General features: G+C 71.4%; 14 protein-coding genes. 5 read left to right on the plus strand and 9 right to left on the minus strand.

From position 1 onward, the window contains the following. Nucleotides 1-133: 133 nt before the first annotated feature. From uca to MVA01S_RS22510, 5 genes are all read right to left on the minus strand, one after another. Nucleotides 134-3,757: an urea carboxylase gene (gene uca, locus MVA01S_RS22490; protein ID WP_003930833.1), complete on the minus strand. Its 3,624-nt coding sequence runs from the start codon at nt 3,755-3,757 to the stop codon at nt 134-136. Beyond that, a complete protein-coding gene (locus MVA01S_RS22495; protein WP_003930834.1) occupies nt 3,754-4,428 on the minus strand; it encodes an urea amidolyase associated protein UAAP2 in 675 nt (224 codons plus the stop codon). Before MVA01S_RS22495 ends, uca begins: the two co-directional genes overlap by 4 nt. Beyond that, a complete protein-coding gene (locus MVA01S_RS22500; protein WP_003930835.1) occupies nt 4,425-5,270 on the minus strand; it encodes an urea amidolyase associated protein UAAP1 in 846 nt (281 codons plus the stop codon). Before MVA01S_RS22500 ends, MVA01S_RS22495 begins: the two co-directional genes overlap by 4 nt. A 187-nt stretch (nt 5,271-5,457) precedes the next feature. After that, a complete protein-coding gene (locus tag MVA01S_RS22505) occupies nt 5,458-5,949 on the minus strand; it encodes a hypothetical protein (protein ID WP_003930836.1) in 492 nt (163 codons plus the stop codon). Then, nucleotides 5,949-8,897 (minus strand): MMPL family transporter, encoded by a 2,949-nt coding sequence (locus MVA01S_RS22510; protein WP_003930837.1) that lies wholly within the window; start codon nt 8,895-8,897, stop codon nt 5,949-5,951. The genes MVA01S_RS22505 and MVA01S_RS22510 overlap by 1 nt, the downstream gene beginning before the upstream one ends. 276 nt (nt 8,898-9,173) lie before the next feature. On the opposite strand from MVA01S_RS22510, the gene MVA01S_RS22515 reads away from it, so the two are divergent. From MVA01S_RS22515 to MVA01S_RS22530, 4 genes are all read left to right on the plus strand, one after another. Further along, nucleotides 9,174-9,596, plus strand: coding sequence for a hemophore (locus MVA01S_RS22515; protein WP_003930838.1), 423 nt, complete (start codon nt 9,174-9,176; stop codon nt 9,594-9,596). A 138-nt stretch (nt 9,597-9,734) separates the two neighbouring features. Further along, nucleotides 9,735-10,127: a heme-binding protein gene (locus MVA01S_RS22520; protein ID WP_040541441.1), complete on the plus strand. Its 393-nt coding sequence runs from the start codon at nt 9,735-9,737 to the stop codon at nt 10,125-10,127. Between the two features lie 5 nt (nt 10,128-10,132). After that, nucleotides 10,133-10,879, plus strand: coding sequence for a response regulator transcription factor (locus tag MVA01S_RS22525; RefSeq protein ID WP_040541443.1), 747 nt, complete (start codon nt 10,133-10,135; stop codon nt 10,877-10,879). Further along, nucleotides 10,876-12,222 carry a sensor histidine kinase gene (locus tag MVA01S_RS22530; protein WP_040541444.1) on the plus strand — a complete coding sequence of 449 codons (1,347 nt, stop codon included), beginning with the start codon at nt 10,876-10,878 and terminating at the stop codon, nt 12,220-12,222. Before MVA01S_RS22525 ends, MVA01S_RS22530 begins: the two co-directional genes overlap by 4 nt. Here the strand turns inward: MVA01S_RS22530 and MVA01S_RS22535 are convergent. Genes MVA01S_RS22535 through MVA01S_RS22545 form a run of 3 tightly spaced genes read right to left on the minus strand, consistent with a single transcriptional unit; the run spans nt 12,214 to nt 15,022 of the window. Beyond that, nucleotides 12,214-12,600: a DUF3054 domain-containing protein gene (locus tag MVA01S_RS22535; RefSeq protein ID WP_003930842.1), complete on the minus strand. Its 387-nt coding sequence runs from the start codon at nt 12,598-12,600 to the stop codon at nt 12,214-12,216. The genes MVA01S_RS22530 and MVA01S_RS22535 overlap by 9 nt on opposite strands. Continuing rightward, nucleotides 12,587-13,834 (minus strand): M23 family metallopeptidase, encoded by a 1,248-nt coding sequence (locus tag MVA01S_RS22540; protein WP_003930843.1) that lies wholly within the window; start codon nt 13,832-13,834, stop codon nt 12,587-12,589. Before MVA01S_RS22540 ends, MVA01S_RS22535 begins: the two co-directional genes overlap by 14 nt. A gap of 9 nt (nt 13,835-13,843) precedes the next feature. Further along, nucleotides 13,844-15,022: a lysylphosphatidylglycerol synthase transmembrane domain-containing protein gene (locus MVA01S_RS22545; RefSeq protein WP_003930844.1), complete on the minus strand. Its 1,179-nt coding sequence runs from the start codon at nt 15,020-15,022 to the stop codon at nt 13,844-13,846. Nucleotides 15,023-15,099: 77 nt separating this feature from the next. Between MVA01S_RS22545 and MVA01S_RS22550 the strand changes: the two genes are divergently transcribed. Next, complete coding sequence (locus tag MVA01S_RS22550; protein ID WP_040541446.1) at nt 15,100-16,257, plus strand: AI-2E family transporter; 1,158 nt, start codon at nt 15,100-15,102, stop codon at nt 16,255-16,257. A 20-nt stretch (nt 16,258-16,277) separates the two neighbouring features. Here MVA01S_RS22550 and MVA01S_RS22555 read toward each other — a convergent pair. Next, a partial coding sequence (locus MVA01S_RS22555) for a hypothetical protein (RefSeq protein ID WP_159426341.1) occupies nt 16,278-16,559 on the minus strand: 282 nt, incomplete at its 5' end.

Raw genomic sequence — 16,559 nt, forward strand, 5'->3', positions numbered from 1 at the left:
CCTGCCGCGTGCGCGGCGTCCACCGCGTGCGCGTCGGCCAGCGCGTCGGCCTGCGGGCGCAGCGCGATCCAGATCTCCGGCCGGTCCACGGCCTCGATCGCGGCGTACGCGGCGCGGACCCGTTCGACGGCGCTCATGCGCGCACTCCGGTGCCGACCACGACCAGTGGGGTGCCGGGATCGACGAGATGCCCAGCGGAGACCAGGATCTGGGTGACCACCCCGTCGGCCGGGGCGCGCAGCACGGTCTCCATCTTCATCGCCTCCAGCGCCAGCAACGGCTGTCCGGCCACCACCCGGTCACCGACGGCGACGTCGACCTTCCACACGCTCGACGCGAACGGAGCGTCGACCCGCTCGTCACCGTCGTCGAGCACCAGGTCCCCGGTATCGGCGTCGGTGGCCTTCGACGCGGCTTTCTCGGCGCGGTCGAACTCGCCGGCGGCCGCCCACGCGGTCCGCTCGGCGGAGAACGCGGCCGCCTGCCGGGAACGGAACGCGGCGATGTCGTCGGCGTTGTCGGCCAGGAACCGTTCGTGCTCGGCGAGGGAGAACACGCCGTCGGTGATGTCGACCGAGCCCCGGCCTGCGGCCATGTCGGCTCGCAATTCCAGCAGCTCCTCGGCCGACACCGGATACCACGAAATTCGGTCGAAAAACCGCAGCAGCCAGGGACTTCCGGGTTCGAACGGCGCCGTGTGGCGGTAACGACTCCACACCTGGGTGGTGCGGCCGACGAACTGATAGCCGCCGGGGCCCTCCATCCCGTAGATGCACAGGTACGCGCCGCCGATGCCGACGGAGTTCTCGGCCGTCCAGGTGCGGGCCGGGTTGTACTTGGTCGTCACCAGCCGGTGCCGCGGATCCAGCGGCGTCGCGACCGGCGCCCCGAGGTACACGTCGCCGAGGCCGAGCGTCAGGTACTGGGCGTCGAACACCGTCGCGCGCACGTCGTCCTGCGACGCCAGACCGTTGATGCGCCTGATGAACTCGATGTTGGACGGGCACCACGGCGCGTCGTCGCGGACCCCGGAGGTGTAGCGGGCGATCGCCTCCCGGGTCGCCGGGTCGTCCCAGCTCAGCGGCAGCCGCACCAGCCGGCTCGGCACCACCAGCTCCGACGAGGCGGGCAGGTCGTCCTCGATCTCGGCCAGCAGGCCGAGCAGCTTCGGGATCGGCAGCACGTCGGGGTCGACGTGCACCTGCAGCGACCGGATCCCCGGCGTCAGGTCGAGGATGCCCGCGGCGGCGCCGTCCAGCCGGGTGTGCAGCGCGTGCACCCGGGCGCGCAGCGCGAGATCCAGCACGATGTCGCCGTACTCGACCAGGACGTTGTCGTCGCCGCTGCGGCGGTAGGTGACCTCGGGCGCACCGTCCACCCCGGCACACCGGGCCAGCACGCCGTCGTCGCCGTCGCGACCGCGACGCACCACGTGCGGGCTGGCCGCGGCGCGCGGGGTGCCCAACTCGGCGCGTGACGGCGCGTCGGCCGCCGGAACCGGGACGAACCGCACCGTGTCCCCGGGGCGCAGCTGACCGAGTTTCCAGCGCTGCGCGGCGATCACGGTGACCGGGCACACGAACCCGCCCAGGCTGGGCCCGTCGGGGCCGAGCAGGATCGGGGTGTCGCCGGTGAAGTCCAGTGCGCCCACCGAGTAGGCGTTGTCGTGGATGTTCGATGGGTGCAGACCGGCCTCACCGCCGTCGGGACGCGCCCACTGCGGCTTCGGGCCCTCCAGCCGCACCCCGGTGCGCGCGGAGTTGAAGTGCACGCGGTAGCGCGCCTCGAACAGCGTGTCCATGTCGGCGCGGGTGAAGAACTCCGGAGCCCCGTGCGGACCCTCGGTGACCGCCAGCTCCCACTCGCCGGTCAGCGCCGGCCGCACCTCCGGCGGCACCGGTCCGGCGCCCGGCCGTCCGGCGCGCTCGGTTGCCCCATCGGTGGCCTTGGCCCGCAGCACATCTCCGATGACCAGCGCGCGGCCGCCGTGTCCGCCGAAACGGCCCAGCGTGAACGTCGACGCGCTGCCGAGGTAGGCCGGCACGTCGAGGCCGCCGGCGATCAGCACGTAGGTGCGCAGCCCCACCGCGGCGGTGCCGACGTCCAGGACGCCGTCGGCGGGGATCTGCACCGGCTCCCACATCGGCACCGGGGCGCCGTCGACGGTGACCAGACATTCGGCGCCGGTGACGCACACCGTGGTCGGGTGGGTGAACCGCAGCGCCGGTCCGGCCGCGGTGCATTCGAGGCCCGCGGCATCGTCGGGGTTGCCCAGCGCGCGGTTGCCGAGCCGGAACGACAGGTCGTCCATCGGCCCGCTCGGCGGCACCCCGACCTGCCACAGGCCGACCCGGCCCGGCACGTCCTGCACGGTGGTCATCAGGCCCGGCCGCTCGACGGTGATCCGCGGCCGCGGGTCGGTGACCCCGGCCAGGGTGGCGGTGCTGTGCCGCGCCGACCGCACGGCGTCGTGTTGGACAGCCGCGCAGAGCATTCCGACGTTGACCTCGATGCCGTGCAGCTCGGTCTCCGCCAGCGCCCGGTGCAGCCGGTCGAACGCGTCGTCGCGGTCGGGCCCGGCGGTGACGATCTTGGCCAGCAGCGGGTCGTAGGCGGCGGAGACCTCGGTACCGTCGGCGACCCAGGAGTCGACGCGGGCATCGTCGGGGAACCGGACGCGGGTCAGGATGCCGGTGCTGGGCCGGTAGTCGCGCGCCGGGTCCTCGGCGTAGATGCGGGCCTCGACGGCGTGCCCGGAGACCGGCACGGCCCCGGTCGGGTAATCGTCGAGCATCGACGTGTCCCCCCCGGCCAGGCGCAGCATCCAGCCGGCCAGATCGACACCGGTGACGGCCTCGGTGACCGGGTGCTCGACCTGCAGCCGTGCGTTGACCTCGAGGAACGACGCCTCGCGGCGCACCGGGTCGTAGATGAACTCGACGGTGCCCGCCGAGCGGTACCCGACCGCGGCGGCCAGCGCCCGCGACGAGCTGTGCAGCCGCTCGCGGACCTCGTCGGGCAGGGCCGGGGCCGGGGCCTCCTCCAGCACCTTCTGGTGGCGCCGCTGCAGCGAGCAGTCGCGATCGCCCAGCGACAGCACGCGGCCCGTGCCGTCGCCGAAGATCTGCACCTCGACGTGGCGGGCGTTGTCGACATAGCGCTCCACGAACACCCCGGCCGAGCCGAAACTGCGTTCGGCCTGCGCGACCACCCGGGCGTACGCCGAGCGCAGCTCGTCGGCGCCGCGGCACACCTGCATCCCGATGCCTCCGCCACCGCCGGTGGCCTTGAGCATCACCGGATAACCGATCTCGGCGGCCGCGGCGACCGCGGCGTCGGCGTCGGCGAGCAGCTCCGAGCCCGGGAAGATCGGCACTCCGGCGGCCCGCGCCGCGGCCCTGGCGGTGTGCTTGGTGCCGAAGCGGCGCAGCTGTTCCGGCGTCGGACCGGCGAACGCGATCCCGGCTGCCTCCACGGCCGCGGCGAAACCAGCGTCCTCGGAAAGGAATCCGTAGCCGGGGTGGATCACCGTCGCGCCGGTGGCGGCCGCGGCCGACAGGATCGCGTCGGTGCGCAGATAGCTCTCCCGCGGTGCGGCAGGCCCGATCCGCACGGCGGCGTCGGCCATCGACACGTGCGGCGCGCCGCGGTCGGCGTCGGAGAACACCGCCACGGTGCCCAGCCCGAGCGTGCGGGCGGCGCGGATCAGGCGCACGGCGATCTCGCCGCGGTTGGCGATCAGGACGGTGCCGGTCATGCGAGGTCCGCCGGCCGGGTGACGATCATCCGGACCGGGGTCGGGTCGAAAGCGTTGCAGGGGTTGTTGATCTGCGGGCAGTTCGACACCAGCACCAGCGTGTCGACGTCGGCGCGCAACGCGACGCGCTTGCCCGGTGCGGACAACCCGTCGACGATGCCCAGCGCACCGTCGGGATCCACCGGGACGTTCATGAACCAGTTGATGTTGCTCGCCAGATCGCGGGCGGTGAGCCCCCATCGTGAGCCTTCGAGCAGGAAGTTCTCCATGCAGCCGTGCTGGGCGCGGGTGTGCTGGCCGTAGCGCAGCGTGTTGGACTCCTTCGAGCAGGCGCCGCCGAGGGTGTCGTGGGCGCCCACCTCGTCGGCGACGACGGTCATCAACGCATCGCCGGTGTCGGCGCGCAGCACCGAGCCGGTGGTCAGCGTGATCCGGCCCTGCCTGCGGATGGTCTCGGGCGCCGAGTAGCGCACCGCGGTGTCGGTGGCCGCGTAGAGCAGGCAGTCGACGGCCTGGTTGCCGGCCAGGTCGACGATGGTCAGCACGTCCCCGGCGGCGACGACGGCCGACCACGCGGCCCTGGCGGCGACGTGCTCGTCGAGCACCACCGGTCCCGCGACGAGCGGCCGGGCCGCCGTGGTGTTGTCCGTGGTGTCGTAAGTGGTTGTCACAGTTGTCCTCTCGCGGCGAGGTCGGCGTCGGTGTTGGCGATGGCCTGGCGGTGCTCCGGGCCCAGCGGGCCGACCAGATCGCCGGCGACGAGCCGGCGCAGGTCCTCGGGAGCGGGCCACGCGTGCACGAGCAGCGGTGAACAGGTGAACTCCGGCCGCGGGTCCAGCGGGTGGGCGGTGTTGGCCAGCAACACGATCGCGTCCACGTGCAACACCAGGTCCACGGTGGTGCCCGCGCCCGCCGAGCCGCGCCAGGCGAACGTGCCGTCGGCGTCGACGCGCACCCCCTGGAAGAACGAGATCGACGGCGGCAGGTCGCGCCGGCCCAGCCCGTGCTTGAGCGCGGCCAGCGTGAACAGCTCACGCCCGGCGGGGGACTCCGATTGCGGTGCGGCCGCGCCGTAGCGCTCCAGATTGCCTGCCCGCGTGGAGGTTCCGGTCAGCGCGTCGTGGTGGCCGGACGTGTCGACGACCACAGTGGCCAGCGCCCTGCCGAACCCGCTGAGCAGCGGGTGCCCGACTCCGGGGTAGGCCTGCCACGGGACCTTGACGGTGTCGGCGATGTTGAGCCGTTCGTGCGGCGCGTCGGCGCGGTGCAGCAGCAGGTGCGCGCAGGCGTCGCCGACCGGGTCGGAGAGCCGCAGCCGGGTGCCGCGCGCCAGCACCGAGGTCGTGTATCCGCCCGGCGCAACGGTTTCCGACCACACCAGTTGTTCGGCGGGCACACCGTCGGGTGGATTCGGGCTTGTCGAGGCCGGTATGTGGCGCATGAACTCGGCGGTGCGGCCGTGCTGGGCGCGTGCGTGCGCCCGCGCGCCCGCCGTGGTGGCGGTCTCGGACATGGTCTTCGTGCTCGTCACTGACTACTCCCGCAACGTCGGGTGGCCGCCGGGGAGGCGGGCTTTCTGTCGAGTGACAGTTTTCGCCGCGGCGGCGGTGCGGTGGTTGCGGTGGCGTAACCGATGGCGCCCCGTCGGTTAACAGTGCGCTGCGAATGTTTCTGTCAAGTGACAGGAAGTGGGGCGGCGGTCAGCCGCCGGAGCGCTGGGCGCGGATTTTGGCGAACCGCTCCGAGAGCCGGCCCATCCTGATCATCAGCGATGCGGGCGGGCTGGTGCTGCCCCGCAGATAGGCCGCGAAGTCCTCGGCGGGAACCCCGATGCGCGAGGCGAACTCCTGCTCGCCGAGCCCGGAACGCTCCAGCAGCAGGTGCACGTGGCGGGCCACCTCGGCACGCTCGTTGGCCTCCAGGTGCTCGCGGGTGCGGTGCAGCACCTCCGACATCGCCCGCGAGACCCCGTAGGGCCGGGCGGTCTCGAGCACTTCCTCGACCTGGCGGGCGGTCCGGCCGAACGGGTCCCGCTTGATCGCCACGACGATGCGCTGCCACACGGCGAGGTCGTCGCTCTCCAGTGCCGCCCGGATGGCCGCGGTGGGCCAGAACTCGACCGGGCGGTCGTCGGCGGGCGGGTCGGCGCGGCGATCTGCGCCGCGTACGTCCGGCGACTCTGGGGCCACCATCACCTCGTCTCCTCCAACATCGCCACCGCCACCGCGAGGCAGCGTTGCCTGACCCGTGCCCACTCGGCCTCTCCGTCGGCACCGGCCGCGGCGATATCCGGCCCGTCGTTCGGTGCGGGCTCGGCCAGTCGCCGCACCAACTGGGTGGCCACCCAGTGGCTGGTGCGGGCGTCCGCCCGGTGCGGCCGCGCCGGTTGACCAGAGTAGTACCGGTCCATGCCGGCGAGGACCTCCGCCGCGGTCTCGGGGTCCATCGAGTCCACCAGCTCGGCAAACTCGCGGTAGTCGTGTGCGTCGTTGCGCTGCAGGATCAGAAAACTCTTCAGCCGCAACGTCTCGGCACCGGTCGGGATCTGCAACCGGTCACCGGTGGGCAACAGCACGTTGGTGGTCTCCATCGGGCTGATCCGTTCCAGGACGGGCCTGCCCTCGTCGTCGTGCGCGGCCTGCTCGCCGGCCTTCTCGAGCGCCAGCGCGTCGAGCGCGACGTCGAGCCTGCCCCGCCACATCGTCACCGGGTGTTTGGGCAGCTTCACCGCGACGGTCTTGCCGTGCGCCCGGTTGGTGACCGCCACGGTGATCCGCTCGTCGCGGCCCACCCGGCTGCCTGTGATCTTCGTGTTGGGCTGGCAGCCGCTGAACGCGAGTGGATCGGCCACCGTGACAGCCTGCGGGACAAGCGTTTTGAGCTTCGCGGCGGATTTGACCACGGTGCGCAGATCCGAACCCGACGGCGCCAGCGCGGAGATGTCGTCGGGAATGATCACCAGGTCGCCGATGTCGGCCTTGGGCAGCGGCTTCTCGAAGTCCACCGACGGCAGCAGGCGGTCCAGCCAGCGCGGCAGCCACCAGTTCCACTCGTCGAACATCGCCATCAGCGCGGGCACCAGCACCAGCCGCACCACCGTGGCGTCCACCGCGATGGCCACCGCGCACGCGACACCGAGCTGCGCGACCAGTGGCATACCGGCGAACGCGAACCCGATGAACACCGCGATCATGATCAGCGCCGCGCTGGTGATGGTGCGGGCAGACGTCGACACCCCGTAGGCCACCGCGTCACGGGTGTTGCCGGTCTGCAGGAAGCGCTCCCGGATCCGGGTGAGCAGGAAGATCTCGTAGTCCATCGACAGCCCGAAGGTCAGCGCCAGCACCAGGGGCGGGATCGTGCTGTCCAGCGACGAGATCTGCTTGAAACCGAGATCGGAGAGCCAGCCCCACTGGAACACCACCACCAGGGAGCCGTAGGCCGCCGCGACCGACAGCACGGTCATCAGCACGCCCTTGAGCGCCAGGAACACCGACCGGATCGAGACCAGCAGCATCACGAACGCGATCATCGCGACGAACAGGAACACCCACGGCTGCGTCTCGGAGACCCGGTCGTCGAAGTCCTTGATCAGCGCCGTCGGACCGCCCACGTCGACGCGTGCGGCGTCCCCGGCCACTGCGGGCAGCTGGTCCCGCATCCAGTCGACCGTGTCGCGAGCGCCCATGTCCTCCGGGTCGACCGACAGCACCGCCGACAGCAGCGCGCTGCGCCCGTCGGAGCCGAACACCGGCGGGGACACCGACACGGTGTTGGGCGCCTCGGTCATCTTCGCCCGCAGCGACCCCAGCAGCGGCTCCTCGGCCTGCGCGGAGTCCCCGTCGGGGAAGGTCACCAGCACCCGCACCGGCCCCAGCGCGCCTGCCCCGAGCGCCTCGGCGGCGGCGTTGACCCCGCCGCGGATCTCGTGGGTCGGTTCGAACTGCCGCTGCATGCTGTTGCCCAGCGTCATCGAGAACGCCGGCGCGGCGAACGTCAGCAGCAACACCGCCGCGGCCGTCGCCGACAGCCACGGACGGCGCATCACCCAGCCCGTCCAGCGGGTCCAGAACCTCGACTGCGTCGCCTCCACGCCGCGGCCCAGGTGCAGATACGAGGACCGCTTGGCGATCCGGTTGCCGAACGTCGCCAGCACCGCAGGGGTCAGCGTGGTGGAGGTCAGCACCGCGACGGCGACGGCCAGGATTGCGCCGGTGGCCATCGATTGCAGCACCGGGGTGTTGATCAGGTAGATCCCGGTGACCGACGCGATCACCGTCAGGCCGGACAGCACCACCGCCAGGCCCGACGTCGCCATCGCGGCGTCGGCGGCGTCCTCCGGTTCCCGGCCCGCGCGCAACTCCTCCCGGAAGCGCATCAGGATGAACAGCGAATAGTCGATCGCGACCGCGATGCCGAACATCGACACCGTCGAGGTCACGAACACCGACATCGTGGTGTACATCGACAACAGCAGGACCAGGCCCATGGTCACCACGACCGTGCAGACCCCCAGCAGCAACGGCATCGCCGCGGCGGCCAGCGAGCCGAACACCGCCAGCAGGATCACCAGCACGATCGGGAAGTTCCACTTCTCGGCCTGGGCGATGTCGTGCTTGGTGGCCAGCGTCGCGGCCGCGCCGAGCGCGCCCTGGCCGATGACGTAGAGCCGGACCTTGCCGTTCTCCATCTCGCCGGCGTCCTCGCCGTCGACACCGACCTTCTCGCGCAGCTGCTTGGCGACGTCGACCGCGCCGGTGTTCTCGAAGTCCAGCTGCAGCGTGATGACGTACGGACGGTCGGGCTGCGGGGGCGGCTGCTGCGGCGTCGGGACCACCTTGACGCTGGGCACCTCGGCGGCCAACCGCTCCAGTTGGGCGACCGCGGCGGTCATGTCCTCGAACGACGCGTCCGGGCGGGGCGCGGCGACCAACGCGAGCGGGGAGGCGCCCTGATCCGGGAAGTCGGCCTCCAGCTGGCGCTGCACGTACAGCGACTGGGAGCCCTCGACCTCGAAGCCGCCGCCGGTGAGGTGGCTGGACTGATGCAGCGCCAGATACACCGAGGGCACCAGGAGCAGGATCCAGACAGCGAACACCGCCCAGCGGAACCTGCGCAGGTTGCTGCTCAAGCGCATCATGAACTGCTGGATCGGAACTCCCCACTTTCTCCCCGGCCGGCGTTAGCGAGAGGGTACAACAGCTTTCTGTCAGCCCGCCGGGCGGAAACAGCCTGGCAGGGACGCCTAAAGCTGGTCTGATGCCTGCGGGTTCGACGCTGCTGTGGTCGTCGGAGTCGCGGGTGCGATGGCAGGATGGCGGACGAGCCGCACAGGCGTCGGGGGACCCTCTGCTCGATCATCGCAGCACGCGTGCAGCGCACGTCATGCGTGTTAGCGAACTGTTAGGAGTTCGTCATGCACCTGGTCACACGAATCGCGGCCGTCCTCGCGGGCGGCGTCGGGACGGTGATGCTGACCGGCCCGGCCGCGACGGCGGCGCCGGATCCGTGCGCGGCCAGCGAAGTCGCCAAGACGGTGGCCGAGGTCGCCACCTACACCGGCAACTACCTGGAGGCCAACCCCAAGACCAACCAGGCCATCACCCGGATCTCCCAGCAGCAGCAGGGGCCGGAGTCGATCGGCGCGCTGAAGGCCTACTTCGACGCCAACCCCGCGGCCGCCTCGGATCTGCAGCGGCTGCAGCAGCCGTTGGTCGCGCTGTCGGGCAAGTGCCGGCTGCCCGTGACGCTGCCCCAGGTGTTCGGGCTGATGCAGGCCGCCCAGCAGAGCCCGGCGTTGCCGGCGGCCCAGAACGTCGGTGTCAGCGCCCCCGGCTGACCCCTTCAGCCAGCGACTTTCTCATCGGCGGTTAACCCGCTACCCGAGAAAGTCGGCGGCGGTTCTGCTTAGCTTTCTAGGATGGTCCTGACCGGTCACCGAACAGGGGGCCGGTCCACCTCAAAAGAAGGAGCCTCCATGGTGTTCTCGGCCCCAACTGTGCGTCGCGCAGTCGTGGGTGTGCTCGGCGCAGGCGCGGTGTCCGGCGGGATGATGTTCGGTCTTCTGCCCTCCGCCTCTGCCCAGCCGGCCCCGCCTCCGCCGAACTGCACGGCCGCCGACTTCGCGGGGGTCGCCTCCGGTGTTTCGGCAGCCACCTCGAACTACCTGTTCGCCCACCCTGCGGTGAACGACTACATGACCTCCCTGCACGGCAAGCCGGTCGATCAGCTCCGGGCCGAACTCGCCGACTACCTGGCGAAGAACCCGCAGGTGAGTGACGAGCTGCGCACTGTCCGCCAGCCGCTGGCCGACATCAAGCACCGTTGCGGCTTCAGCCCTGAGGACCCCGACGGACCGAACTTCCCGTAACGCCGGTGCGAGACAGGGTGGATGCTCCGCCCGCGCGTGGGGGGGAGCCGTCCGCCCAGGACGGCGCGGGCCGGACGGTGTTGATGGTCGACGACGATCCGGACGTGCGAACCTCGGTGGCCCGCGGACTGCGGCACTCGGGGTTCGACGTCCGGGTCGCGGCGACGGGCAAAGAAGCGCTGCGGCTGCTGTCCAGCGAATCGCACGACGCGCTGGTGCTGGACGTGCAGATGCCCGAGCTCGACGGTGTCGCGGTGGTGACCGCGCTGCGGGCGCTGGGTAACGACATCCCGATCTGCGTGCTGTCGGCCCGCGACACCGTCAACGACCGCATCGCCGGGCTCGAAGCCGGCGCCGACGACTACCTGACCAAACCGTTCGACCTCGGCGAGTTGGTCGCCCGGCTGCACGCGCTGCTGCGCCGCGCACACCACTCCGACCCGGCCTCGGACACGATGACCGTGGGTTCGCTGACCATCGACACCTCCCGACGGTTGGTGTTCGTCGCCGGTGAGCGGGTCGAGCTGACCAAGCGGGAGTTCGACCTGCTGGCCGCGCTGGCCGAGAACGCCGGCGTGGTGCTGAGCCGGCAACGGCTGCTCGAGCTGGTCTGGGGCTACGACTTCGACGTCGACACCAACGTCGCCGACGTGTTCGTGTCCTACCTGCGGCGGAAACTGGAGCGCGACGGTCTGCCGCGGATCATCCACACGGTCCGCGGTATCGGCTACGTGCTGCGGGAAGAAGCTTGAGGCTGCTCACAATCCCGCGTTCCCTCCGGTCGGCCTCCCTGCGCACCAGGGTGGCCATCGCCGCGGCCGCGGCCGCGGCCGCCGTCGTCGCCGCGTTCACGATCCTGACCTCGCTGGTGCTGGCCGGCAACGACGAGGCGCAACTGGATCGCAGGCTGGACGCGATCGTCGACGCCAGCGTCTTCCCCGATCAGCTGTCCGACCCGCGCCGCGGGGTGCTGCAGACCGGCCGGTCGCGGTCGTCCGGCCAGGTGGTCTACCAGCGCGGCCTGCAGCTGCCCGCGCTGGCTCCGGGTACCGACACCGTCGCCGTCAACGGCGTCGACTACCGCGTGCGCACCATCCCGGTCGATCAGGAGGGCGGGGTGCTGATGTCGATCGGCATCCGCGCCGACAGCATCCTGCTGAGCCGGGCCAGGATCCCGCTCTACATCGGCGTCGGCGTGGCCACCGTGCTGCTCGCCGGCGTGCTGGGCTGGCTGCTGGCCGGCCCGGCGATCAGGCCGCTGCGCAAACTCACCGAGCACACCAAACGGCTCGACCACGGCACCGCGCAGATCCCCGCGGTGCGCGGCGTGCGGGAGGCCGAGGACCTCTCCGAGGCGATGAGCGCGATGCTGGACCGGCTGGCCGCGGCGCAACGCGATACCACCAACTCGCTGCAGGCCGCCCAGGACTTCGCCGCCAACGCCGCCCACGAGCTGCGCACCCCGTTGACCGCGATGCGCGCCGACCTCGACACTCTGCGCATCCACAACCTGCCCGAGGACGAACGCGACGAGGTGGTCGCCGACCTGTCCCGGGCCCAGCGCCGGGTCGAGGGCATCATCACCGCGCTGGGCCAGCTCGCCTCCGGGCAACTCGCGCAGGCCTCCGACCGCGAGGTGATCGACGTGACCGACCTGCTCGACCGGGTCGGGCGCGAGAACATGCGGGTGGGTCGCGACGTCGAGATCGAGATCGACGCGGCCGACGACCTCGGCACCGTGATCGGCTGGCCCGGCGGTCTGCGGCTGGCGGTGGACAACCTGGTCCGCAACGCCGTCAACCACGGTCAGGCGACCCGCATCGTGCTCGCCGCGCACCGGGACGGTGACGTGGTCACGATCGTCGTCGACGACAACGGCCGCGGGCTGCCCGCCGGCGAACACCAGGCGGTGCTGGGCCGCTTCGCCCGCGGCAGCAACGCCGCACCCGGCGGCTCGGGACTTGGGCTGGCGCTGGTGGCGCAGCAGGCGGCGCTGCACGGCGGCACCATCGCGTTGTCCGACAGCCCGCTCGGCGGTCTGCGCGCGACCCTCACGGTGTCGAACAGCGTTGCACCGATAGGTAATTCAGACTGACGAGCGCCGGGCCAGCACTCGGGCCGCGGCCCGCCACCCGAGAAGCAGCACCGCGGTGGTCAACGACGCGACCACGATGAAGCTCACGGCGGTGCCCTGCCCGGTCACCTTGCGCAGCAGCATCCCGACGACGACCGTGGCCACCCACACCACCAGCCCGGTGGGGGCCAACGACGCCGGCCGCTGCCACGCGCGGGCCAGCACCCACCCGGCAGCGGTGCCGGTGAGGAACGGCCATGCGGTCTCGGCGATGCCGCCGAGGGTCAGCCCCTCGGCGTGGCTGCGCCGTCCGATCGTGCAGAACAGCACGACGCACACGAGATCGGTGGCGAGCGCCTTCAGTACCAGCGCGCGGTCGGGGAGATCATCGTTCGGCATAGGTCATCACATCGTAAACCAGTGGGCTGGTGCCCTTTTCGTCACGCGGTGCGAAGCCCGGCTCAAGCTTCGCCGCGTCACCGGCCAGCAGGCCCTCGACGACGTCCGCGGTTACCCGAGAATCCAGTGAGTACTCGGTGAACACGAACGGCAGCCCGTTGGCGCGCAGCGGGTGGGGCGAGTCCATCACGTGGAAATGCAGGTGCGGCGCATCGCTGTTGCCGCTGTTGCCCAGCGAGCCGATCACCTGCCTGGCGGTGAGCTGTTCACCCGCCTTCACCTTCACCGAGCCGGTCTGCATGTGCGCGTAGAACGCATAGTTGCCGCCGCCGAGATCCTGGACGACGTAGTTGCCGCCGTACTCGTTCAGGGCCAGCCCCGTCGGTGTCACGCCGGGGATCTGCTCGGGCAGCCCGTCCTGGACGTCCACCACCGGACCGTCGCCGACGGCCAGGATCTCGCTACCGTAGAACGGGTAGCTCTCGACGTTGTCCCTGGCCCCGGTGAACAACCGGCCATCCGGACCGAGCTGCAGGTAGTCGATCCCGAAACGCTCCGCGGCCCAGATCTCACCGTTGATCGGGTTGAGTGCCGTCCGGTGCGCTGTCATGTCGCAGCAGCTGTTGGCGTCCAGCCAGTTCGGCCCGGCCAGTGGCGCGGAGATGGCCACCGGCTTGCGGGTCTGCACGGCCACGGGAGCGATGTCGGCGGTCATCGCCGCAGGGAACAGCGGCAGCATCGGCTCGGGCACGGTGATGCCGACAGCGTGGATCAACTGATCGGGCACCGCCTCGTCCGGTGACAGCTCGACATCCAGAATCACGGTCGCGGTCTGGGCGGGGCCGATGACCGTTGCCGGGTCGGGGTTTCCGAGGACACGGGTCCAGTAGGCGAGGCGGTCACCGGGCAGCTGCAGCAGTGTGCGGTCCCCGGCGCGGACGTCGACCGAGGTCAGGGTCACGTCCTGAGCCAGGGTGTTGGTCAGCTGCAACTCGTAGGCCAGGTGGGTCTTGCCGTCGCTGGCCGGCACCGGGATGGGTGCGGCCAGCACCCGGCCCACCACCGGGGTGGCCATCGACGGTCCCGGCGGCGGCACCGCGGACGGGGGCGGGGGGACCGGGCCGTCCGCCGGTGCCGCCATGCTAGTGGCGGCGGTGGTGGTCTCCGGCGCCGACGAACAGCCGGCAGCGAGCACCGATACCGCGGCGGCGGCGAGAAGAGCATGTACCTTCATGTGGCACAACTACTTTCGTGGATGGTCCGGATCATCCGGCGGGGCGCCGGATTTCTCGTCCGGCGGGTGGAATGCCTCGGGGTCGGGACTGAACTGGGGGGGCTGCAGCGCCTCCTCGGGGACGTCGCCGGTGGAGTCCGGGTCGAGCTCGCTCTCGGTGCGGAACATGCAGAAGAACACCACCCAGCCGATCGCGGAGATGAAGATCCAGCTGATCAGCCGGTAGACCAGCATCGCCGAGATCGCCGAGGCCAGCGACATCCCGCTCGACACCAGGCCGGGCACCAGCACCGCCTCGACGACGAGCAGGCCGCCGGGCATCAGCGGGATGGAGCCGACCGCCCGCGCCGCGGCGTAGGCGACGGTGACACCGGCCAGGGACGGGTGCCCGCCGGTGGCGTAGCAGGCGAACAGCAGGCAGGCGACGTCGGCGACCCAGTTGAACAGCGACCAGCCGAATGCCTCGCTGAGATCGCGCCGGCCCAGATGCACCGCCGCGAGCTGGGCCAGGATCTCGCGCCACTTGGCCACCCCGGTGTCGGCGGGTTTGCCGCGCACCGAGTTGGTCCAGGCCAGCACCCGCGCGCCAAGGCCGTCGAGCAGTTCGGGGCGGCTCGCCACGGCCTGGGCGAGCAGGACCAGTGCCAGGAAACCGCCGAGGGAGAAGATCAGCGACAGCGGGTTCTCGCTGGCGCCGAGCAGGAACGCGCCGCCGAGGCCGAGCAGTGCCAGGCCGATGACCTGCAGCACCCCGGACATCACCAGCTGCCAGGACGCGACCAGCGGGGACGCGCCCCACAGTCGCTGCTGCCGGTAGATGAACGTCGCCGACAGCACGGGGCCGCCGGGCAGCGTGGTCGACAGCGCGTTGCCCGCGTAGAACGCCGATTCGGACCGCCACTGGTGCACCCGCACCCCGGCCGAGCGCAGCAGCGTTCGCTGGATCTGGGCGAAGCTGTGCATGGACGCCATCGCCGCGGCGGCGGCGGCCAGCACCCACCACCAGTTTGCCGACAGCAGGCTCTCCCACGCCTTGGCCAGCTGGTCGCGCACCAACGCCAATTCCACGGCCAGCACCACGACGGCGAGGACGATCAGCGCCCAGCGCACCCACCAGTACTTGCCGCGCGTTCGGCCCGGGCCGGCGGGGCCGGTCTGCGTGCCGCTCGCGGGCGCGTCGTGAGACACGGGGTCAAGGGTAAGCCGACGGCAGCCCGAAATCGCAGATCCAGGGCACCTACAGACGGGGCCGTTACGCTACCGGAATGTCAGGTCCACCGTCTTTTGACACTTTCGCCGACGCGTCGGTGAGCCCGCTGGTGCGGAAGGCGGCGGCCTGGTCCTGGCGGCTGCTGCTGATCTTCGGCGCGGTCGTCGCGCTGCTGTGGTTGGTGCTGCGGCTGGAGATCCTGTTCGTGCCGGTCGCGCTGGCCACCATCCTGGCCGCGCTGCTGATGCCGGTCGTGGACTTCCTGGACCGGCGCGGCGCGCCCAGGGGCGGGGCGGTGGCGCTGGTGCTGCTGTCGGGTTTCGCGTTGTTCGGCGGGCTGCTGGCGTTCGTGGTCAACCAGTTCATCGAGGGCGCACCGGAACTGGTGACCCAGGTGTCGACCAGTATCGAGGGGCTGGGGCGGTGGCTGACCGACGGACCGCTCGGCGTCAGCCCGACGCAGATCAACCAGGCCCGCGACGCGGCGATCGAGGCGCTGCGCAGCAACCAGGAGAAGGTGACCAGCGGGGCGTTGTCGACCGCGGGCACGCTGACCGAGATCGTCACCGGCGCACTGCTGGTGCTGTTCACGCTGATCTTCCTGCTGCACGGCGGCCGCAACATCTTCGCGTTCGTCACCCAGGTGTTCCCGGCGGACGTGCGGGGCAGGGTGCGCGACGCCGGCCGCGCCGGCTTCCGTTCGCTGATCGGCTACGTGCGGGCGACGTTCCTGGTCGCGCTCGTCGACGCCACGGGCATCGGGGTCGGGCTGGCGGTGATGGGTATCCCGCTGGCCCTTCCGCTGGCGTCGCTGGTGTTCCTCGGCGCGTTCATCCCGCTGGTCGGCGCGGTGATCACCGGCTTCCTGGCGGTCATCGTCGCGCTCATCGCGAAGGGTTGGATCTACGGGCTGATCACCCTCGGCCTGATCATCGCCGTGCAGCAGCTGGAGGGCCACGTGCTTCAGCCGCTGGTGATGGGGCGCGCGGTCGCGATCCATCCGCTGGCGATCGTGCTCGTGATCGCCGGCGGCGGCGTACTCGCCGGCATCGTCGGCGCGCTGCTGGCCGTGCCGACGCTGGCATTCATCAACAGCGCCACACGGGTACTGCTCGCCGACGACCCCGCCGCCGAGGAGGAGGCGATGGAGGCCGAAGGCGCCCCGAGGGTGTACGCCGAACCCGACGACATCGAGGCCGAGCCACCCCCGTAGCGCGGGCTACCGCCGACCGGTCAGAGCCGGCCCTCACGGCGCAGCAGATCCTGCGCGCTGACCCCGTTGCCGCCCCCACGACGCTTCTGCTCGTCGTCGGGCCGGGTGTTGAGCTTCTCCGTCGCGGCGTCGGCATCGGTCGGGCGCGCGGTCGGGATGGCACGGGTGCTGGTCTCGTCGGCGTCGTCGTCCTGCGGCGCGGCCTGACCCGTCGGGATCGCCGTGGTCGGCTCGTTGCCGCCCGTGTCGGGCATCGCCCGGGTCGGTTCGCCGGACGGGCGCAGCGGCTGGGCGGGCGGGGT

The organism is Mycolicibacterium vaccae NBRC 14118 = CIP 105934 (assembly GCF_001552715.1).
Lineage (GTDB): Bacteria > Actinomycetota > Actinomycetes > Mycobacteriales > Mycobacteriaceae > Mycobacterium > Mycobacterium vaccae.

Bases quoted from the DNA above. Each gene is read 5' to 3' on its own strand.
- uca (WP_003930833.1), bottom strand. From the start codon at position 3,757: ATGACCGGCACCGTCCTGATCGCCAACCGCGGCGAGATCGCCGTGCGC.
- MVA01S_RS22500 (WP_003930835.1), bottom strand. From the start codon at position 5,270: ATGTCCGAGACCGCCACCACGGCGGGCGCGCGGGCGCACGCACGCGCC.
- MVA01S_RS22505 (WP_003930836.1), bottom strand. From the start codon at position 5,949: ATGGTGGCCCCAGAGTCGCCGGACGTACGCGGCGCAGATCGCCGCGCC.
- MVA01S_RS22510 (WP_003930837.1), bottom strand. From the start codon at position 8,897: ATGATGCGCTTGAGCAGCAACCTGCGCAGGTTCCGCTGGGCGGTGTTC.
- MVA01S_RS22515 (WP_003930838.1), top strand. From the start codon at position 9,174: ATGCACCTGGTCACACGAATCGCGGCCGTCCTCGCGGGCGGCGTCGGG.
- MVA01S_RS22520 (WP_040541441.1), top strand. From the start codon at position 9,735: ATGGTGTTCTCGGCCCCAACTGTGCGTCGCGCAGTCGTGGGTGTGCTC.
- MVA01S_RS22535 (WP_003930842.1), bottom strand. From the start codon at position 12,600: ATGCCGAACGATGATCTCCCCGACCGCGCGCTGGTACTGAAGGCGCTC.
- MVA01S_RS22540 (WP_003930843.1), bottom strand. From the start codon at position 13,834: ATGAAGGTACATGCTCTTCTCGCCGCCGCCGCGGTATCGGTGCTCGCT.
- MVA01S_RS22550 (WP_040541446.1), top strand. From the start codon at position 15,100: ATGTCAGGTCCACCGTCTTTTGACACTTTCGCCGACGCGTCGGTGAGC.